Annotated in this window: 14 protein-coding genes; 3 read left to right on the forward strand and 11 right to left on the reverse strand. The window is 35.5% G+C overall.

The window, feature by feature from the left end; all coding sequences use genetic code 11:
- Position 1: 1 nt before the first annotated feature.
- The 9 genes from QUE09_RS13790 to QUE09_RS13830 form a co-directional block, all read right to left on the reverse strand.
- Positions 2-1,804: a hypothetical protein gene (locus tag QUE09_RS13790; RefSeq protein ID WP_286233375.1), complete on the reverse strand. Its 1,803-nt coding sequence runs from the start codon at positions 1,802-1,804 to the stop codon at positions 2-4.
- Positions 1,804-7,236, reverse strand: coding sequence for a DEAD/DEAH box helicase (locus QUE09_RS13795; protein ID WP_286233376.1), 5,433 nt, complete (start codon positions 7,234-7,236; stop codon positions 1,804-1,806). Before QUE09_RS13795 ends, QUE09_RS13790 begins: the two co-directional genes overlap by 1 nt.
- On the reverse strand, positions 7,226-8,230 hold the full coding sequence (locus QUE09_RS13800; RefSeq protein ID WP_286233378.1) for a hypothetical protein: 1,005 nt from the start codon (positions 8,228-8,230) through the stop codon (positions 7,226-7,228). Before QUE09_RS13800 ends, QUE09_RS13795 begins: the two co-directional genes overlap by 11 nt.
- Positions 8,205-10,031, reverse strand: coding sequence for a hypothetical protein (locus QUE09_RS13805; RefSeq protein ID WP_286233380.1), 1,827 nt, complete (start codon positions 10,029-10,031; stop codon positions 8,205-8,207). Before QUE09_RS13805 ends, QUE09_RS13800 begins: the two co-directional genes overlap by 26 nt.
- A 161-nt stretch (positions 10,032-10,192) precedes the next feature.
- A complete protein-coding gene (locus QUE09_RS13810) occupies positions 10,193-11,428 on the reverse strand; it encodes a DNA cytosine methyltransferase (RefSeq protein ID WP_286233382.1) in 1,236 nt (411 codons plus the stop codon).
- 113 nt (positions 11,429-11,541) lie between these two features.
- Positions 11,542-12,156, reverse strand: a complete 615-nt coding sequence (locus QUE09_RS13815; RefSeq protein ID WP_286233384.1) for a hypothetical protein — start codon at positions 12,154-12,156, stop codon at positions 11,542-11,544.
- Positions 12,153-13,046: a DUF4747 family protein gene (locus tag QUE09_RS13820; protein ID WP_286233385.1), complete on the reverse strand. Its 894-nt coding sequence runs from the start codon at positions 13,044-13,046 to the stop codon at positions 12,153-12,155. The genes QUE09_RS13815 and QUE09_RS13820 overlap by 4 nt, the downstream gene beginning before the upstream one ends.
- Before the next feature lie 526 nt (positions 13,047-13,572).
- Positions 13,573-14,133, reverse strand: a complete 561-nt coding sequence (locus QUE09_RS13825) for a tyrosine-type recombinase/integrase (RefSeq protein ID WP_286233389.1) — start codon at positions 14,131-14,133, stop codon at positions 13,573-13,575.
- A gap of 619 nt (positions 14,134-14,752) precedes the next feature.
- A complete protein-coding gene (locus QUE09_RS13830; RefSeq protein ID WP_286233391.1) occupies positions 14,753-15,664 on the reverse strand; it encodes a LysR family transcriptional regulator in 912 nt (303 codons plus the stop codon).
- 112 nt (positions 15,665-15,776) lie between these two features.
- Here QUE09_RS13830 and QUE09_RS13835 point away from each other — a divergent pair, with 112 nt between their 5' ends.
- Positions 15,777-17,123 carry a S41 family peptidase gene (locus QUE09_RS13835; RefSeq protein ID WP_286233392.1) on the forward strand — a complete coding sequence of 449 codons (1,347 nt, stop codon included), beginning with the start codon at positions 15,777-15,779 and terminating at the stop codon, positions 17,121-17,123.
- 185 nt (positions 17,124-17,308) lie between these two features.
- Here the strand turns inward: QUE09_RS13835 and QUE09_RS13840 are convergent, their stop codons facing one another.
- Both QUE09_RS13840 and QUE09_RS13845 read right to left on the reverse strand, forming a co-directional pair.
- Positions 17,309-17,677 carry a hypothetical protein gene (locus QUE09_RS13840; protein ID WP_286233393.1) on the reverse strand — a complete coding sequence of 123 codons (369 nt, stop codon included), beginning with the start codon at positions 17,675-17,677 and terminating at the stop codon, positions 17,309-17,311.
- A 3-nt stretch (positions 17,678-17,680) separates the two neighbouring features.
- A complete protein-coding gene (locus QUE09_RS13845) occupies positions 17,681-19,249 on the reverse strand; it encodes a S41 family peptidase (protein WP_286233394.1) in 1,569 nt (522 codons plus the stop codon).
- Between the two features lie 279 nt (positions 19,250-19,528).
- Here QUE09_RS13845 and QUE09_RS13850 point away from each other — a divergent pair, with 279 nt between their 5' ends.
- The gene (locus tag QUE09_RS13850) at positions 19,529-21,862 is read left to right on the forward strand and encodes a methyl-accepting chemotaxis protein (RefSeq protein ID WP_286233395.1); all 2,334 of its coding nucleotides are present in this window, start codon (positions 19,529-19,531) and stop codon (positions 21,860-21,862) included.
- A gap of 212 nt (positions 21,863-22,074) precedes the next feature.
- Complete coding sequence (locus tag QUE09_RS13855) at positions 22,075-23,820, forward strand: sensor domain-containing diguanylate cyclase (RefSeq protein ID WP_286233396.1); 1,746 nt, start codon at positions 22,075-22,077, stop codon at positions 23,818-23,820.
- The last annotated feature ends 199 nt before the right edge of the window (positions 23,821-24,019 follow it).

The following is a 24,019-nucleotide window of genomic DNA, read 5'->3' on the forward strand; positions in this document are numbered from 1 at the left end:
CTCAACATTTGATACTGTTTGAACTAAAACCTCTGATTGTTTGAACTATAGATGCAGGTAATTTTCGTGAAATCTTAATTTTATAACTAAGGTAACTATTTAAATTGCTACTTTGCTCCTGACTATCAATTAAATTTTTTACTATTTTCAATTCTTCCGATGTTGAAGTAATCCATGACTTTGTACTAGTTTTCATTAGATTAATAAAATCCATATCATTGATACATTTCAATAGTCTGTTCAAATGAATATTAGAATTAGACCAGGAGACATGTGAAAAATAACTTACATTAGAATCCATAAGACAGCATGAATCACTATCCATATTAGAATTAATGACAGGGTAACCAATAAACACATCATTCATTATTTTTCTGTCTACAACCATATTCAAAGAAATGCTCGCTCCTAAATAATCAATATGTAGAGCTAAGTCAATTCGGTTTAAAATGAGTTCTTGCAAAAACTCTTTTATAGTATAGCTTTGGCAATTAACGGTTATAAGTTCATTTAGAGGTATTTGAGTACTATTAAAATATATTTTAGTGGGCGGGTACCCTACAAGATATGATCTTGTTTGTTGATTAACTACTAAACCACCTTCAAATGAAAGTTTATTCATGTCCAAGCTGTTATTTTGATTTATTTTGTTTGGCAAAATATCAGCTAAATAAGTTTCTTGAGGAAAACCTGAAAATGATTTCAAAATGTAATCATCATTAATATCATGATTAATTATTGAATTAACATCAATTTCCGGGAATTTAGCACAAAGATCCCCTAAAAAACGAGAGTTTAAGTCCTTAGGGTATAACAATAACAAATCACCGCTAGACAAGTCGTAGGATAAGTCCTGCTGTATAGAAAAATTCCCCCTATTATCAGGAGTAAAAGCCATTACAGTATATGTTTCTATATATTGAATTAAAGCAGTATTACATTGAGCAAAAGACAATTGCTTTTCATCTAAATCGAAGTAGCACAAGAGATAGTTTTCGTCCCAACCATCGGTTTCGGTATAAAGAAAAAATTTCCCCTCTACTTTCTTAATCGTTCTTTTACGTTTGACCTGAACTTCAAATTTAGATGACATATAGTCAATAACTTGCTCAGCAATTGGATTTGCTAAAGCTTCTACATGTACCTTTTTCTGGCCGCGTTTTGAAAGTAAATAACAACACCTTCTAACTTTGGTCATTAAATACTGAGCATTAACTAAATCAGAAGAATTTAGTCTTTCTGATAATCCCGATAAATCGTCAATATTTAATAACGCTTGTGAAAGAGGAAAATTTCGATACTTATTTTTATTACCAATCCCATAATCGAAAGTAATACAACTTTTTGATGTTTTAAGTTGAGTAAGTAGCTCAGACTTTAAAGTTGACCATATTCTTTCAAAATCTCTATAACTAATCGGGCACTGATGAAGGTTAATAATACCTTCACCAATAGCTTCACAATAATGAGGATAATAAGAATCTGCTGAGTAATCACTGCCACTTACCATTTCTTCAGCAGCAATTATTTGCTGAACAGCAAAAGGTAAAACCAAAGATGGATTATCACTTTGACTTGTGAATACAAAAGGCTGCATCCTGACCCTAGAAGGACCAAATATAAAACCACTACGACATGCATTGAATAGGTCTTGTGATGCCGATTCAGTAGAGTCTTCAGTGTCATCTGCATCGTATAATTGTTCTAATATGTGCTTATCGAATGCTAGATAAATATCACGACCATCAACATAGTGACTTTTGATATATGTCCACAGTTTTTCATTCCATTGTAATAGTTCCACTAGTATCTACTTTTCCGTAATTTAACAGCAATATTTTGCTTTTCAGTAAAAGGCTTTCTCATAAATGTATACGGACACATATCAACAACAATACAATTGGGATATTCAGCTTTAATCGCATCAAACAACAAGTTTTTATTACGACCACGACTTTCAAAAGGATGTAATGGAACAATGAGAGTATTTCCATCACAGTGATAAATAACTCTTCCTTTAAATAACATTATCTCCAACGGATTATTACCCAATAATTGAGTTAGTAATTTAGGAATTTGTACTTTAAGAATTGGTTCCCAATAAAGTTGAAAGTTTATTTTTTCACTATATTCACCATCCATAACTGACAATAAATCAAGCCCTAACCGCCAATCCAAGTTCGCATGATGTAGTCGATTTTCGTAACTCCTTAGGCAACGATAACAACTAGAAAGACAAGAAGCATTGTGTTTATCTGATTGTAGATAGTCTTTACTGAAACTTTGTGTAACAAAATCATATAAAGTTTGAAAAGTAGCACTTTCAGCATATTTTGACGCATACCCAGCGCCATTGTCTAAAGTATCAGAAATAAATATATGCCACTGAGGGAAATTTTCTGATTGTTCACGAATAACTCCTACCGCCAGTTCATTCGGTTCAATATCTTCTATAGTCATGATTGCTATTTTCAATAACTCAGCCGCAGATAACCAAGCGGCTCTGATCGCGGTCAATGTGTCACTATCATCCCTATACTCACTAAAGTAATAGGGAATATCAGCTAAAGATAGTTTAAAAAAGTCGGTATACTGACGTGAAAACAATACTACATTATCGACAGCATCATCCTCTGAAACAACTTTATAAAGTCCTTTAGCTGAGCAATCTTCTGTTATTACTTTAAAATTGAATCCTGACATATTATTGGTATTAATACGTGTAATATGACCTGCGTTACTTTCAATTTTGCATGCTCCCCAATAGTTTTCCATATTCAGGAGATCGGGTGTAGTTGTTTGTATAATGTATTGTGGTACTGAATTAATGTGACCATCATATGAACGATGTTCAAAATTAGTTATATAATATTCAGGCATCCAACCGGTAGATTGAAACAATTCAGTAGAACTGCAATGCTCACACTTTTCGATACCCTGAGCTAATAAAGACTCACAATCACGGCAAATTAAAAAGGGCTCTATCGATGACCTAGGTACGGGTTTAGCTTTGATCCCATCCCCTTCCCTTTTATACCAAGCCAACCCATCGCAACTTAGTTTTTTCTTGTCTTTGATAAGCTCTTGTTTAGGGGCAAACTCTGAAAGCGCTATATCGGCAGTACGATCTATAATAGATTTTCTAATAGGAAATTTTGCATAGTTAGGAGCGTTATTAGGGTTGTTGTGAACCAAAGAGACATTCCTAATAGGCATACCATATAAAGGAAATACCCCCTCTAAAGCTAGTACCTCACTTAAAGAATATTGAGAGCCATACTTACCAATGCATGACTGCAATTTCACCTTTTTTAGAGTAGCTATTGTATCTGCAACTTTTTCAATATGCTTTATCAGAGCCTCTCTTGAAAGTGAGGTAAATATTTTATTCAATGGCTCAATAAGTTGATCTCTATATTTTAAAATACCATTACAATAATCAATGCAATAATTATCAAAATCTTGTAGCGTACCTAATTGACCATTAGTTTCACTGCCATTTACTTTTGATAAAGCTAATGCCTCAATTATTACTAGTTTTTTTATTACATAAACCAGTACATATTTATTGACTACTCTTTGAATAATTGAGGTATTGGTTGGATCTAGTTTTGGCGGCGAAGTCTTTTCAGCAGCCATTAATAATGGATTAGAGAAATAATATTCATCATGTTTTTGCCCTTTACAAAAAGTAAATGCTAAAGATAGTCTATCTTCTCTTCGACCAGCACGACCAACTCTTTGTTGATAATTAAAACGTCGAGGTGGCATATTGGCCATATATACAGATTTTAGGCCGCCGATATCAACTCCTGCTTCCATAGTTGTGGTCACACTTAACACATCTAATCCCAAGTATTTTTTTGCTAAGTCATTGTCAGGTAGAAGTGATTTTAATTTACCTAATTGAATATCTTGAAAAAGTAACTGACGTGTTCTCTGTTCATCTTTATCGGTATGACCTAATAGCTCAGCCGTTCTAAGTGGAGAATGATGCCGGTTATTTAATTGAAAAGATTTATAGTAGTTACTACGTTCAGATAAATCTTTATAAGGGCGTTTTATTAAATTTCCTGAGCAAGCATTTCTGAACTTTATTGTTCTGCATTTATCTGAGACATTAAAAAGGTGGGCAGCTCTACACTTATCACACTGCCAAAAGTACTCTCCAGGCTTATGAATATAAAGGCTATCAAACTGAACACAAAAACGCCTATTAATTACGTTATAAGGTTCTAAAAAGGTTTTAATCTCTTCGGATACTTTTTCGGCTGAACCAACTAAACCAAACTGACTAAAGTGCTCTTTCAACCAATCGGTAAAGTATTTTGGCAGTGACTCACAACCTGAAACATCACTATAATCTGATCTGGTTTTGTAATAAAAAGATAAAAACCTAATAATGGTATCAATAAAGCCAATATAGTGTTCTTTATTATATTGGTAAGCACTTGGAATCTTGTTTCTATCGAAAGTTAGCCAACCAAAACCTAGTGATTCAAAATCTCTCGCCATAGAATCAGTGATGACTTTCCTGATTTCATTTGTTAACAAGCCTTTTATTCTTTTATGTACATCGCTTTCTTCAGGTGAAAGTCTTTTTTTACTTTTGTTCAACAAAAGAGGCCATAAGTTTTCAGCCAAATTGGGAAAAGACAAACCAGTTGGATTGATAGCAGAAGCTACAAATGAGCTTAGACATTTGTCGACTAGCCACCCCGTATGTACAAGTTTATTATCAACACCTAAAGCAACACTTTTTATTAATTCGTAATTGGCCGTATCGCTTCCCAATCGACCATTTGTATACCACTCAATATCGCGAGCCAATTGAATGTCTTCCTCGCTTAATGCATGTTGGCTCATACCCGAAAAATCACTCTCTCGACATAAAACCAGATATTCTTCAATGTCTGTATTTGAATGAATTTCAGATCTAATTAATGCTTCAATATTTGCTCTAATAGCATCGCGATAATGGTTATATTCTAACTCTGCCGCAACTAAGGCCGCACTTCTTCTACTGTCACTAAAAACGACTAATTTATTTTTACTTTCATTAGTTTTTGAGGGGAGTTCGGATAACGAACACATAAGTTGTTCAATGATAACTTGGTTCAGCTTTTGATAACCCGTACCCATAGTACGGATTGGAGAGTTAATTTTATCTCCTCGACTTGCCCAGTTTGTACCACAGCAAGGACAAGTAGTGGGGGGTTTTGACTGAAGACATTGGAAAACATCCACTTTTGCCCAACCTGATTTGTCCTCCTCAAAATTTTTCTTAGAATTTATTTCTCCACTAAAGCCATTAAAGGATAGAATTTCCCATCCTTTATTATTGGTTGAATCAAGATTATTTTGTTCAGCTGAAAAATGTAAATAGAGCAATACAGGGTCAATAATACGGTGATCAACGATATCATTGGAGACAAAACACATATTATTTTGTTCCATAGCATATCCGCGATAGTAAATTTCACCACAGACTTGGCAATATAAACTGTCTAATGTAACGGTTTGAGTTTCGGGGCAATAAGCTACAGAGTTATCGTAAAGTAAATACTGATCTAGCTTGCCACCATTTATTGTCATTGCCCGCCTGATACCAGATAAATTTTTAACAAAAATATGTTGCCGTAACTTTGCTTTACTTTGTACATTTTTGCTGTCATCTTCGCTAGAGGCTATGAAGTGAATTAAGCCATAAGCAGAATTTATATTTCCACAGAATAATTCATCAGCAATATTTTGATAACTAAATGGGGATATTGCCAAATCATCATTTTTCAATAAAGTATCGATAGATTGACTAACTTTATTTAAAACATTTTCAAAAAGATCTGAATCATTGCCAAAACCTCTTTCCCCAAGCTTACTTTTTAATGTGTCTGCTAAATAATTAAAATCGACATCATTTGTACCATTTTGATAATAGCTTGAAAATTTATCAGCCAGCTCTCTAATTTCTTCAATGCCTGAATTAGAATAATCAATTTGTTCACCTGAAATAATATTAAAAAAATTAGATTTTTCAGGTGTGCCAAAAAACTCAGATAAAAACGTAGGATCGTATCCTTGTTGCAATTCATCCCCCTCCAGAGAGGCTGATGTGCAAATAATTCGTAATTGCTTATGTGTAGGATGCAAGCCGATATGACTTAATAACCAACGGATTGTATATGAGATTTCACTACCAGCAGTACCGCGATAGCTGTGTAATTCATCTAGTACAAGATAAAAGACATTTTCATCGCTCTCACCCAGCCACTGACGAGTCTTATCAAATATTCCTTGTTCCTTATCTCTAATCAACATGATAGATAACATGCTGAAATTAGTGATTAATATATCTGGTGGAGTTTCTTGCATATCCCAGCGAAGCAACATTTCGCCACTATTACTGGATGGATCTTGTACTCGATGTGAAAGACTATCGTCTATATTGCCTCGCTCTTTTTCAAGTGTTGATAAGTAACGCGCACAAGATTGTAATTCTCTCCTATCACCTGGGGTGCTCTTGCCTTCAGTCAAACCATTATATTGGCCAAAAAAAACTCGATCGCCATTCAACGCTTGCTTATAAAACTGTTGAGCAAGATCACCATTAAGTGTTTTACGTAAACCTTCAATTTGATCTTGTACTAGTGCATTGAGAGGATAAACCAGTAGCGCCCTAACAGCAGGTGTTCTGCTTACTTTTCTGTATGCTTTATACTTTTTTGGCTCATCTTGATGCCACCAAGGAGGGTTAAACGCGCCCCCTCGTCCATCCCAACGCTGCCTACCACCAGAGCCCAGTGATTCCATAAAAATATTAATTAATAAAGGCAAAACAAAGCAAAATGTCTTTCCCGAACCTGTTCCTGTAGTTACGACTATGTGTTTTTTATCATTTATTGTTTGGGATATTGATTCAATTTGGTGCCTATAAGGCGTCTGTAATAATTCTTCAAAAATGGCTAATAGTTGATTAGATTCATTATTATTAATATCACTTAAATTACAAAAAACTTCGCTTTTCAGATACTCAGATAGTGATGTTGGTGATAATTTATATCGAGTGATAAATTCCAATAATGGCTCACTAAAAATAGGACTATGTTCGAAGTTTTTTAGGAACTCTTCTCTTGCATTATTAAACTCATCATCGTTGGTCTCATAAGCCGTATTTATATAAGACAAGATATCATTTTTGATATATTTGTTAACATCTACAAATCGCTTAAAACTCATAACTAATCCTTATTATCGAATATCTTTCTAGTATTAATTCAACATCATCTGAAGATATTTTTGTAACCACATAATAGCCATTTTCATGCTTAGGCCATTTAAATGATTTTGTTAACATGGCCCGTTTGAATAAAGTAGGTAGCAATCCAAACTGTTGAGATGGAATGTATAGTTTGTTTACTTTGCTTTTATATCGCCAATATATTTTTTGGTGCATTACAGATAAAGCTAGCAAATAAGTCCAATTACGAGAATTCATATCGTAAGTGACCATCACTCCCATTTCTTTTCTGATACATATATTACGGTAATTTCCATATAAGTGAGGCAATTGATAATATCCTTCCTCTTCAATTAAAGAGCCGTTTATGTTTATCCATTTACAAGTTTCGAAATCAAATTTTTTATAGGTGGAATATTGTGTAACCCCGTCAAAACAGTTCTCTATACTTAACTTACTTTTTACCGAACTCAGTGGTGGTAACAACAAATCTAATGTACGTTGTTCTAACCAAAATATTGAAGAATTTAGCTTTGATGCTATTCTCTTTAAAATAGCTGCACTTATGTTTATTTTGACAAGAGTTAATACTATTCCAACACCGAATTCTTTTGGAAATTCATATAATTTATGTTGGTCAAGCTGTGTTAATAGCTCACAATTTTCAAGTGAACTTATTACTTGCTCTCGAAAGCTAATATTGCCAATAACAAGGAAACTATTGCTGTCAATTTCGATAAAGCCATTGTTGATCAAACGCCATTTCCTTAAACTATTTTCGGCTGATATTTCTACGATGCCAAAAGCTGTTAAACGGCTTAGTACCAAGCGGCGAAACTTTTTTTCTTGCTCAACTGAATAAGATGTATTTAGAAATAAAAGGACTTTACTACATAACTGATGAAATAAGCTCAAATCACCTAGTTTGTAATATGCCATCAAATCAATCACAACATTAAGTAAATGACTATCCTTTTGAATATTCACTGGCATAATAGTCACCAACTTCTCTCATTTTTTCTTTTCCATAATGAGCAGTAACCCAAGGAAAAATAAGCGATTGAAACACAATAGCCATAATTTCCTTATTACTATTTCCATTTTTAGTCAAATGCTCTAATAAAAAGTCACTCTTTCTAAAAATATGCAAAGGAAGCTGAATTTCGATATTTTTTAATTCTTTAAAAAATTGGTGCATTTTTTGTCTTAGTTTACTTGAGCATTTGATATTTTTTTCATCTAACCAAGTGACAAATGATTTTATAGAGACAGCACCTGATTGAGAGCATTGAGCCTGCTTTAGAAGGAAAGGAGAATTTGAACCGTCAACGCTTAGTTTCTTCTCTGGTAACCAAATAACAGGCTCATGTAAGTTATTATTCTCAATAACATTCTCATTCGAAGATATTAATATTATTTTTTCATAAGGTCGACCATAGCCAGAAGCCCTCCATACTTTTAATATAGGAAGTAAGTACCCTTCAACTAAACCTAAATCAAAATCATAGATCAATAGTATTTTGGGTTTGTTACTCTTCTCACTAAATATAAATTCAGCTCCCTCATACCAGTCATCAACAGAACTCCAAGTCGGCGATGCTGCTATTCGATAAGCATAACTGTCCCAGCCTAATGCATTTATCCAAGCATCCGCCACTTCACCATTACTAAGAACAATAACAGGAGACGATGCCAATAATGAATGGTAATTAACAGGTAGCATAGCGTTAACATCATCAAACGCCTGTGAAAATCGTTTTACAAATGTTTTCTCATCAATATTCTCTATAAGTGCTTTTTCTTTTCTATTATTAAACCACTTAAAGTGCATTGTATTAGGAGATACGTAATAAGGAGTGTTTACTGGTTGGTTATCTGAAGTAGCACTTTCAATCTTTTGTAATTTTTGAACGTCTCTATCCAAAGTTTTTACATGATTAGTAAATGATTCAACATGCTCTTCAACTGAATCTGAAATATCAGAGAGTGACTCTTGGATACTAGATGTACTTTCCGAAAATTCTTTTTCTAACTTATCCATCCTAATTACGAGGTTGGATGTACTTTCCTGAATAGTTGAAAACTCTTTTTGAAAAAGTAGAGGAATTAACTTATTTATTTTTTCTTCAAAATGAATGTGATTTTCATCAAGCTTTTTAGTTTTCAACTCATAGGTGACGGATTTTTTAATCCTTGCTGGAAGTTCATTTTTAATTAAATCAAGTTTTTGAGAAAGTTCTTTTAACCCCCTTTGTACTTCCCCTAACTCAGCATGCTTTCCAATCTCAGACAAAATCTCAGAGATGTTATTTTGACGCTCAAAAGGCCAAAGCTCATAAACTTCTGTAATTGCTTTTTCATCAACTTGAAATTCACTCGCATGTTTACATATTTCCTTTAAAATGAACATTGAGTCTATTGGCGAATCTACTTCTACTTTGACTTCTTGCATCAATGTATTAAAGGCTGAAAGTTTTTCATAAAAGTACTCGGCAATGCTTCTAAGGTACAATTCCCATGATAATTTTCGACTCACTCCGCTCTGTAGTTCTTTTAAAATGATATCTATAGCTTTTTTATGATAATTTTTTGAACCTACACGAAAACCATTTATTTCTTTCTGAAGAGATCTAGCAATTCTAGGAAAAGGTTTGTATTTACGAATATATTCTTTAAAAATATTCGAAGCTGGATGTTCTATATTTGATAATAAACAACTAATTCGTTTCCTTTCAAACTCAGATATTTCAATTTTCCATGCTAAGGAAGCTAATGTAATATTTTTCTGTTCCATTTTATAACCCACACTATAATTGTTTTTGTTCCTTTACCACTTTAGAGGGTATTCTTTTCTCTCAGCGACCAAATACATCTTCAAGTTCTAGGGGCAATTTTGAGGGGCATTTTCATTATGAAGCAATTTTCTATCACTAAATTCGCCTAAAATACTTAAGTTTATTTCACTGCCTTTACAGCCCCTGGTCCTTTGCCAACTCCGGGATGTTCTTGATGATTTGCTATCAAATCCAGATATTTACCTGGAACATCACTAGTTTTAACTGTCTGACAGCTAGCTTCTCTTGCTTTTGGGATAAGCCGTAAACTTCTTCTGACTTGTCGTTTAAACACCTGACGTCTAATTTCTAACCCTAATAATTCACCTATTGCGGGAGGAACGGAATTACCAATTTGTTTATGTTGTTCTCTATAGCTTCCAAAAAACTTATAAGTATCAGGGTATGTCTGCAATCTAGCTAGCTCTCGAACAGATAAGTACCTATTTTTCCAATGAAGAGGACCTGTAGCAGGACCTGGAGAAGCAGTTATAGTCCAACTGGGTTTATGTTTCGCAAGTTTCAACAAGAATGACCAGTAACGAGTTCTCCAGCCAAATAGTGGTAGACCTCCCATTTTTTCCGTATGCCATAGATAGTTTTTACCCTCAGGTATAGACGGGAGTAGGTCAGCCCATTTTCCTTTTAACTTAAGATCATTTTGATATATATCTGAGTCCAAATCACCTATAGCGTCCCACGCGGTACGGTAGTTAGGTAATTTTGCATTATCACTATCATCACTTTTAAATCGAGGTTCAGGAAATTTAAATTCTTCTCCATCACGACAAGCAATTATGAATATTCTTTTTCGTACTTGTGGAACCCCAAAATCAGCAGTGTTTAATGTTTCTATTACCGGTTTGAAGTTTGTACTATTTCGTTCATTAATTTTCTTAAACTCCGAAAAAATGAAATTTAAACCATCATTCTTATTTGAGTAGCCAATACCAGTTACATTTTCGATAAGTATTACTTGTGGTAGCAAATCATTTGCAACTCGCATAAATTCGATTAAACAATTAGCTCTTGGATCATCCATCCTTGAATTATTCGGATTTGCCCAATAAGAAGATTTTGAAAATGGCTGGCAAGGTGGTCCACCAGCAAGCAAAGCAAGTTCTCCACGTTTTACTTTAGCTTCTTTCATTATTTGACTTGAGCTGATATTAAAAATATCACCTTCGCTAGATAATTTAATTTTCGGCTTGTTTAGTTTAAGTGTTTCTTGACAAATATTATCCACTTCAACGGAAAGCAAAGGATGTAAACCAGCTGTTTCAAGCCCTAAATCTAATCCACCCGAACCAGAGAAAAGAGAAATAAAACCTTGTTTTTTATTACTTAAAAGAGCCATTTTATTTATAAAAACTCTTGCTATCAAAATTTATAAAGATGAGTTTTTTTGACAAGTACTTATTTTTTCCATTCATTAATTTACTAGCTTCTTCTTTGTTATTAAGTTTATATTTAATTTTTGACTTTAAGTTGTTGAGAAATATTTTTTAATTCTTTTAATATTTCTTCATCTGTACTTAATTTAGTTTCAGGAGTTTGACTTTGAAACTTATCATACCACGAAGAAACCCTAAGCAGAGCAAGGGTTGCAGCTAGAGCCGACAGTAATGCATATATAAAAATGAAATATGAGAAGCTATACCCCGCAAGGCATAAGAATTCATAATATTCGCCAAAAAATATAACCACTGAGTTATCATTTTCTACTGAAAAAGAATACGCTTTGGCTGTTAGGCCCAGCAACATCGATAATATTTGTAATATTATAAAATGCACAAATGCTGCATTCACTTCCATATATGGCGATGCTTGACCATCATCATCTTCACCACTTATGAGCTTTCTAAAGTTATCATCCCCTATGGCTATCCACATAGCATAGCCACCTAATGAGAATCCTAATAAATTAGGCATTATAGATAAAACATCATCCCACCAATTAGTTGATGACCAATGCGGAAAAAGTACTGCTGTAATAACAACAGAAATCCAAAGATAGTAGCTTTTTATTAGGGCTGAAAAGCCACCATAAGTACGCCAATATCTATTGAGGATACTCTCGTTCATCTTCTAAACCATGTAGTCACAACATCTTTCATTGAAGAAGCGACCCTTAGAAATAATGCAAATGCTGATTCGACATCAGGATCATAATATTCCGTTATTTTCAAAGGATGCTTAACTGTAGAGAACTCTATAGGCTTAAAATTATGATCTTTACCTTTAATGAAAAAGCTACCATTTTTTGCAGATATATGTGCCATAGTTTCAAGATCAGTATCCATTTCAATAGATTCACCTTGAACAGCTTTAAATTTTTGTTCAAAAGTTTCTACATTTTGAGCACGCATCCTTTGCATTACTCTTCTTTCAGCATCAGCGTGATTGTCAGGATTAGGGGTCTTCACAACCATTTCTATTCTTTCTTTAAATGGTAATTTTAAAGCCTCTGATAACGCGTTAGCTTCTGGCACATGAGTAACATCAATTTTGCCGTATTTCTGAATGATAGATTCTACATTGAATAATCTACTGATAAACCGTTCGGCATTAGATGGGCCAAATGAATTTCCATCATAATATCCTTCATAAAACAAAAGATGTTGCTCAGGAAAAAAAATGTATGAGAATCGTGAAGAATTGGGTTTCAAGTTTTCAGGGATATTTACATCATCAACATCATCTTCACTAGCAAAGTCATTTGTTGAAATGTTAAACCATTGAGCATTTTTATCTATATTTGTAAATTTAAAAATATCACCCGTTATAGGTCCAGGTTCTTTCTGATCTCTATCAACTTTATACATATTTGCCAATAGGCCATATTGATCACCTGAAATATTAACTGTGTTTTTAAGCTTAAATGTGTCTTTAAAAAGTTCTAAATACTTTTGAGGACTATGAGGCTGAATAGTGATATTTATAGCACCAACAACTAACTTCTTTTCCCTTGCCATAATATCTCCATGTTTCGGTGTTTACTAAAATGTTTTCCTAATAAGAAATCTAACATATTTTGTTTTAGAATCATATTGCACAACACTACAAAGCCAATGTAAGGGCATGATAAGTTAAATTTTATTGACCTAGTCTAGGTATGTAATACTTAGAAATAAAAATTCACCAATATAAAACTGCACTAAAGGGCATAAAGTTTAGGTTATTAAAAACCTAGACAAATATTGTTTTATTTACTTCAAATTATCCCTACTAACCATCCTCATATTAGGCTTTATTTCAGGAGCCACGATACAAGCCATACTAGGAAATGAAGCTGGGCCTTTCTCTTACTCATTTTGCTGAAACTGAAGTCTTTCTATAATAAACCTTACTTCTCCGCCTACTAAGCTTTCATTAAAAGCACTTGTATCTGTTCTTGCTGGTACTAGCATGACAACTGTTGCGCCCTTTTCTGCCTCTTCTTTCGCTTTTAGGGATAGCTATGGTTACAAAAAATAGAATGGAGGGTGCTCCCCCCATTTCTTAAATTTCGAGTTCAACAAAGTCTTTATCGATGTTGTCTTGTGTGATACCAATATAACGCAAAGTAACTCCTTCGCTTCCGTGACGAAGCATTTTCATTACCCTGCCAATATCTTTGGTCTGTTTATATAGATGATACCCCCTAGTCTTACGCATCGAGTGAGTGCCTAGCTTAAGGTTTAGTTCTTCACCCACCAAGGCAAACGCTTTGGTTACTGACCGTCTTGATAATGGTTTTGGCATTCCGTTAATGGCCTGTTGGTTTCGGTACGATTGAAATAAGTAAATATGCATTGGGTGCTCTTGTTGAATTCTCCTTATATATTTAAGAGCTTTATTGTTTAGTTTTATGTTTGCTTGTTTTCCTGTTTTAGCTTCTTTAATAACTAATCGATCGTCTTGGATATCACTAAACTTTATTGACAATAAGTCAGATATTCGTAATGCTAGGTTCAAGCCAATATTCCAAATATCAGACATTTGCTTACTGCATCTAATTTCTAATAAGTGACTGATTAGCTTAATAGAGTCAAGTTCTTTAATCGCTTCAACTTCAGCCATGCTCAGCTTCCTCTTTTGTTGTATAACGTCGAAATGTGCCCTTCAAAAGGCTATTTGGTGTGGAGCCCTTTATACACAAGGGATGGCAAGTTCCCGTTTTCCCTAATTGAGAACCTGAACCCTTTTGTAATTTGGTGGGTTTAATCAACGCTAATGCTTACCTCATAACAATCCATTGAGTAATACTCAATAAAGTTACAATAAACAAACTCAGTAACTCCTTAGCATTTTTATTTTGTAGCCAACCACAAAACAAACTGAATACTTACTTAGTAATAAAACAGATATCAATTTCCTTGATCAGTTCAGGAGGGGCCACCATTTAATTCAATACTTTCAGCGTGATTAGCCAAGCAGCATTATTCAGCTCGAGTGCACATTTACCATAAAGGATGCGTTTAGCCTGAACAGAGTTTTTAGCGCCGATCCTATCGCAAATTTTTCAGCTGTAATTAAAAGAACCGGTGACAATTAAACATAGGAAATTCTGTTTTGAGTGCAATTGGTAAATGGAATTCCCGCGTTGGTTAAATAAATCTAGTTTATTGTCCTTATGTAACTGAAATACTCTAGTGAGTAATCAGTGGCTAGCCATGGTTTTCACTAAAGCTCAACTGAGTCACTGGTACCAAGGTTTCTGACCTATTTTCTCTTTGATCAATTCTAAAAACCGCGTCGTTCTACCAGATCGTGAACGTTGGTCTGTGCCTAATAAAGCGACTATATTGGCCGTTGGTAATTCATATTGGCTCAGTAATTTTACTAAGGCACCGCTTTTAATTTCAGCAGCAACGTCCCATTCAGACCTAGACATAATACCGTAGCCATCGAGTGCCCATTGTTTGATCACTTGTCCATCGTTGCAAGCAAGTTTAGGTTGGATTCGAATTGATTCAGTGATGTTTGCATCTGCATTATAAAACTTCCACATTGTTACATCTTCAGCATTTTCTCTTAGCGCAAGGCAGTGATGATGACGTAAATCGGCAGGTTTATTTACGGCACCATATTTCTCAAGGTAACTTGGCGAGGCACATAAAAAGCGTCTGTTTTCACTGAGTGTTAGCATTTTTAGTGACGAATCCCGTAACTCACCAATGTAAATGATAATGTCCCAAGAATGCTTGCTCGCCCAGTCTGGATTGTCAGAAAGTTCAAGCTCTACCGACATATGTTGATATTGTAGTTGGTACTCAGTTAATAATGGTGCGATGTAATCACGGCCAAATCCCAGTGGCGCTAAAACCTTTAAACAGCCTGCTACTTCATGACGTTGACTATATAATGACTCATTAAGATCATCCATTTCCGCAAGAATAATCGCCGCTCGATCCGCTAACAATATCCCTTCGTCAGTCAAGGTAATATTTCGAGCGTGCCGCTCCACTAGCTTTAGTTTCAACTTTTGCTCAATTGTTTGTAAACGTTGAGTGATACTCGGCGGTGTTACATTCATCGCGCGTGCTGTGGCAGCCAAAGAGGTGTGGCTCGCGATCATTTGAAAAAAACGCAGATCATCGCTATTAATCATTAAGTCAAACCTTAACTTTAAAGTAAGTTTAGATTAATGTTATGCCACATTATCATTAAGTACAATGGCTTCATTGTTACTGATGTATAAACTCAAAAATAAAGAGAAAAGAATGTTTAAAAGATTAATCATCATGTTAGTCGTGCTTAACTCTAGCAGCCTATTTGCGACAACACTTGAACAGTATCATTCGATGTTACAACCAAGCGAAGTAAGAAAAGATATTGAGCAATGGTTGGATTTTATTGATAAAACGCACCCTGATTTATCATACACAACCAAAGATATTGATGCTTTTTACCAAAAAGTTAACCAATTCAAAAACAGTATAAATAAGCCCATTTCTGTGCGAGAATTTTGGTTAGAAATGATGACCTACAATAGCATTATTTCTGATGGGCATGTCTCGCTAACCCCTTCTAAAAGAAAAGTATTGATCGATGACTACTTAAAAAATGATGGCACTTTTTTTCCATTTCAGGTGGTTTTTCAAGATGAACAATTGCTCATTAAGGAAAAACTAAATGGTCAAGCGTCAAACTTGGCTGGCCATGTGATCACCAAAATAAATGGCATTGCCATTGATACGATACTATCGCAATTACTTAAGCGAACTCATGGAGATAGCAACAATCAACGAAAGGCTCTACTTGCCTCTAGATTTTATTTCTACTACTGGCTGTATTTTGGTGAACACAAAAAGTTCGCACTAGAGGTTAACCAAGGTAAACATAGCGTAAATAGCCTCACCATTGACGCTAGTAATGAAGTTAAAAGCAATGAAGATAGTTTTGACGCTAACTTTAAATTTAGCGTGTTAGACAATAAAACGGCCCTGCTTACGCTTAATACCTTCAGTTGGAGGAAAGATGAAGCAAGAGTATTTAAATTTTTGCAATCAGCATTTCAAACAATTAAAGAACAAAACCTAAGCCACTTAATTATTGATATCAGAAAAAACGGCGGTGGAGACGATAATATTTGGATAAAAGGTATATTAGCTAATATTGCCGATAAACCATGGCGCACAGGCTCCAATTACAAAGCTAAAGTATTAGCGGGGCGAGAAAAAGAAGGGCAAAAAGCTGGCGATGTGGTTACAGGTGAAATAAGTACGATACGACAAGTTCAACATGACAATCCGTTAATGTTTAACGGCAAAGTATCAGTATTGGTTGGCCCCTATACTTATTCATCATCAATTTTGTTTATGAACGTAATACAAGATTATGGCTTTGGCGAATTAGTTGGTGATAAAACGGGGGGAAAAAGTGGCCAAACTGGTGGCACGCAATACCTTACATTAACGCATTCAAACTTGCTGGCAGTGGTTCCTCGCTTTTTGCTGAGTCGACCTAAAGGAGGTCATAATTTAGAACGCTCTACTTTAGATATTCAAATTGATTATGACCAAACCAAGCCCAGCGAATTAATTACCAAATTATTAGTGCAACAATAAACAGATATTGAATCAACCCTTTAAACGTTATCAGCCACATTATGGCTGATAACGTTTTAGTTTCTATAAAAAAGAGCAGGGATTTAAGTGCAATACGCTTAGCACACCTATTATTAAAGGGGCACTAAGCGTATGTTATTATTAGCACTTAGAGAAAAGTAAATCGTTAGTCGCCAACTCTATCGTTAATTATTATCGCTCTCAAGCTTACAACTTAGTTGAAAGAGTTGAACGGTTTTCTCTTCATCTTGTTTTGATAGATAACAATTTTGTTGGTTATCCGTCATTAGGCGCAATTTAAGCGGCATTTCAGTAACAACGCCTAAGACAGCGTTGTTTGCTCTTTCTAGCGTTAACCAACTAGATGTAGAAAATACATCAGGTGCTAGCGTTTTGATTGGCACATTAAAATGTTCTTTCATCGCAGTTTTTATCACACTTACTGTTTCAGCATTGCTTTTAGCAAGTACCGCTGGCTTAAGTGACTCTTTAGATGTCGTTTCACAGCCCGCTATGGTGACCATTATGAAGACTAGACTAATCAGTTTATTCATTAGTTACATTCCTCGTATAATATTGCTGCGCAATAACGTACTAATTCTGTTGTCTTTGATCATTTTTTGATTCGAGAACGTTGCACGTTGGTAATTCGCAGGAGCCCCTACAGGCTGAACAGGGCAACTACCGTTATTTCGGTAAGATAATGCGGTAGACAATAAACGCTCAGACACATCACCTAAAGGCTTACTGTAGTCATCACTTACTTCACAACCTTCAACAAGCGCATTTGGATCTGCAAATGGATTTGACGAGTTTATCGCAGAGAAACCGTCAGCATAATCACCAAATCCCATGGCATTATCACCAGAGAACTGAATGGTAAAATATGTGGTTCCACAATTATCTTCTCCTGTAAAACCATAAGGCTTACCACAAGTAGTGCCACCAATTTGAATCACTTCAACATCGCTGCCTAACAGTCCATTCATCACAGCTTCACTTGCTGAGCAAGTAGAATCAGTGGTCAAAATGAATACTCGATTCAAGTTTAAGGTTGGAAGTGTTAAACCGGCTTGAAAGCCATCAGCAAAACCATAGGTTGTTGTAGAGTATGGTATTACTTCACTATTTATCTTGTCATTGAATTTAAAACGATAAAAGAGCGAACCGTTAGTATTGTCACCGGCAATCATGTAACCAAGCTGAGAAGCCATATACAATAAACCACCCGAGTTATAGCGTAAATCGAGTACTAAATCGGTAACATTATTCTGCTTAAATTCACCAAATGAATGATAAAGTTGCTCTTCAGCTGGGGCAATGAAAGAGTTAAATTGCATGTAACCTACGTTACCAGTAGGCGTATCAATTACCTTAGTGGTTAATACTGGCGAGGTTTCAATAGAAGCAGAAGACATAGTTACTGTAAATTCTTCACCATCAACAGCTCTAAATTTAAAGGTATGCGACTGATTTAATTCTTCTGGAAATAGCGCCGCATTAATTGCGTTTACATCGCTTTGTGAGTTTGTGTTAACAAAATCGATACCGTCTATTTCTATTAACTCACTACCACGTGTTATATTTTTAGTGCGGGCTTCTGTGTCAGGTTCCGTAAAAACAACCACTGCTTTTCGTGGGACAGTAGGCGATATAATTGCCCACTCAATACCATAGCCATACACGACACCAGATTGACTAAGTTGTTCCCATTCTTCTGTATCATAAGTAAAGTGAAATTGGTCTTTAGGTTTACCAGAAGATGTAGTATCGGTTGTTTTTTGTGTATCAAAGTAGGCTAATACTTCATAGTTTGTAGGGTCGACATCTGCAATTTCGTCATACCATAAATAGGTTTCGTTACTCCATGAACGAATCCACATTTTTTCATGCATAGACGTACCATCTACATCACTAAAACCATTCCCTGAACGCGGCGCTTCACAGTAATTTTTAAATCCACTAGCGCCTAAAAACTCCCCTTCTGTCCATACTGGCGCATCTGGTCCATTATTTACTGGTGGTGGATTAATATTTTGCTTAGGCGTTGACGATGAACCTCCACCTCCACCGCAGGCGGAAAGTAATAGTGTGGCAATGGCAATACTGGCGAATTTAATCTTCATTGAACATCCTTTTTTGGAGAGTACTTACATTTTCGCTAATTTACACAGTTTGGCTTTCATAGTAAATTTTTTTACATTTTCTTAACAAATGAACACTTAAATATTGCAATGAAATATTTAAGTAGTCATACCCAATACATTAAAAACATCAGTATTGTTTTTCTATTGTCAATTTTAGAAAAATACCGGTGTATTTCTAACAAAATTTGAATTTTGTCCTAATATTGAAGTAATAACCATTGCTGAACAAGGAGTGTTTTTTTGTGAGGCAGTTTCTTAATGCGTTTAAAAAACAAGATTATTCTCAATGTTGGTGGTGTCGTAAGTGTTGCGTTAATTTTAACCTCAGCTTTACTTACCTATATTGCTACAACTGATGTTTCATCGGCACTTTATACTCAAGTTGAACAACGTTTAATAGGCTTACGAGACGCCAAAAAAGAGCAAATTTCTGACTACTTTGACACCATTGGCCAACAAGTTGTTTCTCTGGCCAATTCAAGTATGACAGAAGATGCCACCACGGCGTTTATCAGCAGTTTTCAACGCTATACTGAAGAATCTACTTTACCAAGCAAGGCGCAGCAACAAGCTCAATTATCATCGTTTTATCAACATGATTTCGCAAAAAAATATCAAACTGAAAATCAACAACGTCAATTAGATACAACACAATTTGTTGATAAACTGTCGGATGCTGGGCTAGCATTACAATATCGGTATATTGCAGCAAGCCAATACGGTTTGGGTGAGAAAGATAAATTAACGACGCTTAATGATGGCTCTACATATGATCAGGTTCACCTTAAATACCACCCTAAGTTTCAACAATTTTTACAACAATTTGGCTTTTACGATATTTTTATCGTCGATTTAACAGGAAATGTTGTTTACTCTGTTTTTAAAGAAATTGATTACGCAACATCGCTAGCAAATGGTGCTTTTTCAACATCTGGATTAGCGCAAGCATATAACAAAGCTATTACTGCGGTACAAGGCGAGGTTATCATGACAGATTTCTCACCCTATACCCCTTCATACGAAAGCGCCGCTGCTTTTTTCTCTTCACCTATCGTCGTGAATAATGCCACTATCGGCGCACTTATCTTTCAAGCACCGATAGATAAAATTAATAGCATTATGACATATCAGGGCCAATGGGACGCACGTGGTTTAGGTAAGTCAGGTGAAACTTACTTAGTTGGAAGCGATTACCTCATGCGCAGTGAAAGTCGATTTTTATTAGAAGATACTGACAATTATTTAATGGCGTTGAAAAAAGCGGGAACTCCAGCGAAAGATATCGCATTAATTTCAGCAAAAAAATCAGCATTAGGCATCGCAAGAATTGATTCTAAAGCGGTAAAAGCAGCCATAAATGGTCAAAGTGGTTTTGATTTAATAGAGGATTACAGAGGAGTAATCGTTGCATCAGCTTATGCTGCATTTGACGTTGCAGGCAACAAGTGGGCGATTTTAAGTGAAATTGATCAACATGAAGCATTTCTCGCGTCTGAACAATTAAGCTCATCGCTAGTCTTTACCTCTCTCAGCAGTACATTAGTCTTAGTGGCTTTAGGTATATTGACCGCATTATGGCTTGGAAATTATTTGGCTAAACCGATTTTACGCCTCAACAAATCAGTTAATGAAGTCGCTGAAACACTTGATTTTACGCGCCGTGTTAAAGAAACAGGTGATAAAAATGAAAATGACGAAATAGGTCAGGTTTCACGCTCTTTTAATAGCATGATGAATATCATGCATAAAACTTTAACCAGTATGGGAAAAACCTCTGACATATTGGATGAGCAAGTCCAACGCTTAAGAGAAAAGTTTAATTGGGTTGAGCAAAAGTCAGTAGAGCAATCTGATAAAACAACTCAACTCTCCGCAGCGATTGAAGAAATGTCTACAACGTCAGAAAGTGTTGCAGAATCAGCGACATTGTCTAGTGAAGCTAGTGCTATTGCTGTAGAACAAGTGAAAGTAGGTACTGATACACTCGAACAAAGCTTATCGGTTACAAAAGAATTAGGAAGTACTGTTCTAGCATCTACAGAAACCGTTAAGAAGGTTGCGCAACAAGCAACAAATATAGTTACCGTGCTTGATGTTATTAGAAGCATTGCAGAGCAAACGAACTTACTTGCATTAAATGCTGCTATTGAAGCTGCTCGTGCTGGTGAACAAGGGCGAGGTTTTGCGGTTGTTGCCGATGAAGTGAGAACCTTGGCACAACGTACACAGGAATCAACGTTAGAAATACAAACCATTATTGAAGAATTACAGCAAGGCTCAAATGAATCAGTATCTGTAATGACTCGTGCTGCAGATATGGTTGAACAAACATTAATATGTGCAGAATCGGTAAGTGAAACATTCCAAATGATTTCTGAGCAAGTTGCCAGTATTGAAGTGCAAAATAGCCAAGTTGCCTCTGCTACGATGGAGCAGTCAATGGTAGGAAAAGATATGGCAGAACAAGTGGAACAAATAAACGTACTTGCCGAAGACAATAACAACTCAGTAAAAGAAGCATCTGACTGTTGTAATGCTGTGGAGAAAGAATATGAAATGTTAAGTAAACTGGTAAGTCAATTTAAACTATAACACGCAGCCATCATAACTACGCAACGGCAACCCGAGATACTTGCCCTCATACCTATTTTTACCCATCTAAAGTGTGTCTTATACTTAACACGACCTTTAACCTCGTTTTCTCTCGCTTTCTCTGGTTAAACGAACATATTATGCTCGACTTTAGCAGATAAAACGGTGAAAATTCTTATTGTAAATAAAAACTTAAATAATAGAGAAAGGTCATGGACGTTCAAACAAAAAGCATCAAGTGGTATTTCATTTTGTTATTGGTGTTTTTTCTTACTTTACCCTTAGCTAATGCCGAAACCGATAACCAACAACAAACGGTTAACATTAACACATCAAAGGTCGAATTAGCAGAATTCCCCATGAGTTACTACGTTGACGGCTCTGAAAAAATGCACTTTGATGACGTTATTAACCAGCAATTTACCCCATCGCTGAGTAAGTTATCGTTAGGCACAAATGCAATGGTAACATGGTCGAAAATAGTGGTAAGCAATCAACAAGATGAATCACTTAAACTCTATATACATCACCCACATGCGTACCACTTAAAACATGTTAGCTTTTATGAAACCCAACAAAAACAATTAATAAATCATATTGATATCCCATTACATAAGTCGGGCGATAAACCATTAATGTATGGAGGAACAGCCGTTTTTCCATTTCAACTTGCGCCGCAAGAAACTAAGACTATTTATGTAAAAAACACCTCTTTTTCCCATCAATGGTACCAATTAAGCTTATTTGATGAACAAGCTTCTAAACAAGCATTAGTAGGCACTGGTAAATACATTGCTCTATTAGTCGGCATGATGCTGGCGTTAATGATCTATAACTTTTTCTTGTATATTTCTGCACGTAAAATAGAAAACATTGTTTATGCGTTCTACCTAATTTCAGGCACTATTTGGGTTGCGTTATCTTATGGTGTCGCCGCTAATTTTTTTGGTGTTTTTAGCGCTGAAGTATTCCAGCTAAATTCCAACGTACTGAGTATGCCTAGCTTTCTTGTCTTGTTTATTATGCTTATTTTTGACACGCGAAAACGATACCCGAAAGAACACCTTGCGTTAAGTTTATTACTCGCACTGCTCGTTGGCGACTTTATATATAGTTTATTTGATATCACTGCTGCCTTAAAGCCCGCGAGTACACTTGCCGCCACTATGATGTTGATTACCTTTGGGGTATCAATTTCTTTATGGCGAAAACGTGAACCCTTAGCGAAATATTTCTTTTTAGGTCACTCAATGTTTATTATTTTCAACATGTTGGCAGTGTTTTATTACAAAGGGTTAAGCGATTACAACCAAATTAATAGTCACGGCGTAGGTATAGGCATACTGCTCGAAGCATTAATGATGGCCTTTGTACTTTCCTATCGTATTAAAGAGTTGGAACGCCTAAAGGGGAAACAAGAGGAGCTTAAACGACTCGCTGATACCGACCCAATGACGGGTTTATTTAACCGTCGCTATTTTGAAACGGCGGCACAACAATTAGTACATGATGCCAAACAACAACAGTCACCTATCAGCATTATGGTGATTGATATCGATCACTTTAAAGCATTTAATGACAATTATGGCCACTTATTGGGTGACGAAATTATTGTCAACTTCGCTTCATTGATCAAACAACACCAGCGGAATGTCGATATTGCTTGTCGCTATGGTGGCGAAGAGTTTTTGTTACTATTACCGGGGTGTGACGCCAACAACGCGTGGAAAGTCGCAGAACGCATTAGACAAGCAGCAAGTGAAGAAGTGATTATCAATGATCAAAATAACGCCATTAGTTTTACCGTGAGCGTTGGTGTTCATCAACTAGACTTATCAGCAGATACCATCAGAAAAGCTATTGATGCTGCAGATAAAGCGCTATATCAAGCAAAATCTTCTGGCAGAAACAAAGTAATGCGGTCAGATCCACCATTAGCAGTAGAGCAAGCAGTTTAGTATGACACAAAACAAGACGCTGCTTTCATTACACCAATAATCACAATTAACGATAACGCTTTAATAAATAACTCATCATCAACTGATTTATTTGAACAAAACAGCAAATGATGATTATACTTAGACTCATCATTTGTTTGTAGGGTACTCAATTACACTTGACTAAATTCAGCAACGAGTTATTACAAGCAAACACCCA

It is taken from the genome of Thalassotalea sediminis, from assembly GCF_030295915.1.
Classification (GTDB): Bacteria; Pseudomonadota; Gammaproteobacteria; order Enterobacterales; family Alteromonadaceae; genus Thalassotalea_C; species Thalassotalea_C sediminis.

Excerpts from the sequence above, each read along its gene's own strand:
- QUE09_RS13795 (WP_286233376.1), bottom strand. The coding sequence starts at position 7,236 with ATGAGTTTTAAGCGATTTGTAGATGTTAACAAATATATCAAAAATGAT.
- QUE09_RS13800 (WP_286233378.1), bottom strand. The coding sequence starts at position 8,230 with ATGCCAGTGAATATTCAAAAGGATAGTCATTTACTTAATGTTGTGATT.
- QUE09_RS13805 (WP_286233380.1), bottom strand. The coding sequence starts at position 10,031 with ATGGAACAGAAAAATATTACATTAGCTTCCTTAGCATGGAAAATTGAA.
- QUE09_RS13810 (WP_286233382.1), bottom strand. The coding sequence starts at position 11,428 with ATGGCTCTTTTAAGTAATAAAAAACAAGGTTTTATTTCTCTTTTCTCT.
- QUE09_RS13815 (WP_286233384.1), bottom strand. The coding sequence starts at position 12,156 with ATGAACGAGAGTATCCTCAATAGATATTGGCGTACTTATGGTGGCTTT.
- QUE09_RS13820 (WP_286233385.1), bottom strand. The coding sequence starts at position 13,046 with ATGGCAAGGGAAAAGAAGTTAGTTGTTGGTGCTATAAATATCACTATT.
- QUE09_RS13825 (WP_286233389.1), bottom strand. The coding sequence starts at position 14,133 with ATGGCTGAAGTTGAAGCGATTAAAGAACTTGACTCTATTAAGCTAATC.
- QUE09_RS13830 (WP_286233391.1), bottom strand. The coding sequence starts at position 15,664 with ATGATTAATAGCGATGATCTGCGTTTTTTTCAAATGATCGCGAGCCAC.
- QUE09_RS13835 (WP_286233392.1), top strand. The coding sequence starts at position 15,777 with ATGTTTAAAAGATTAATCATCATGTTAGTCGTGCTTAACTCTAGCAGC.
- QUE09_RS13840 (WP_286233393.1), bottom strand. The coding sequence starts at position 17,677 with ATGAATAAACTGATTAGTCTAGTCTTCATAATGGTCACCATAGCGGGC.
- QUE09_RS13845 (WP_286233394.1), bottom strand. The coding sequence starts at position 19,249 with ATGAAGATTAAATTCGCCAGTATTGCCATTGCCACACTATTACTTTCC.
- QUE09_RS13850 (WP_286233395.1), top strand. The coding sequence starts at position 19,529 with ATGCGTTTAAAAAACAAGATTATTCTCAATGTTGGTGGTGTCGTAAGT.
- QUE09_RS13855 (WP_286233396.1), top strand. The coding sequence starts at position 22,075 with ATGGACGTTCAAACAAAAAGCATCAAGTGGTATTTCATTTTGTTATTG.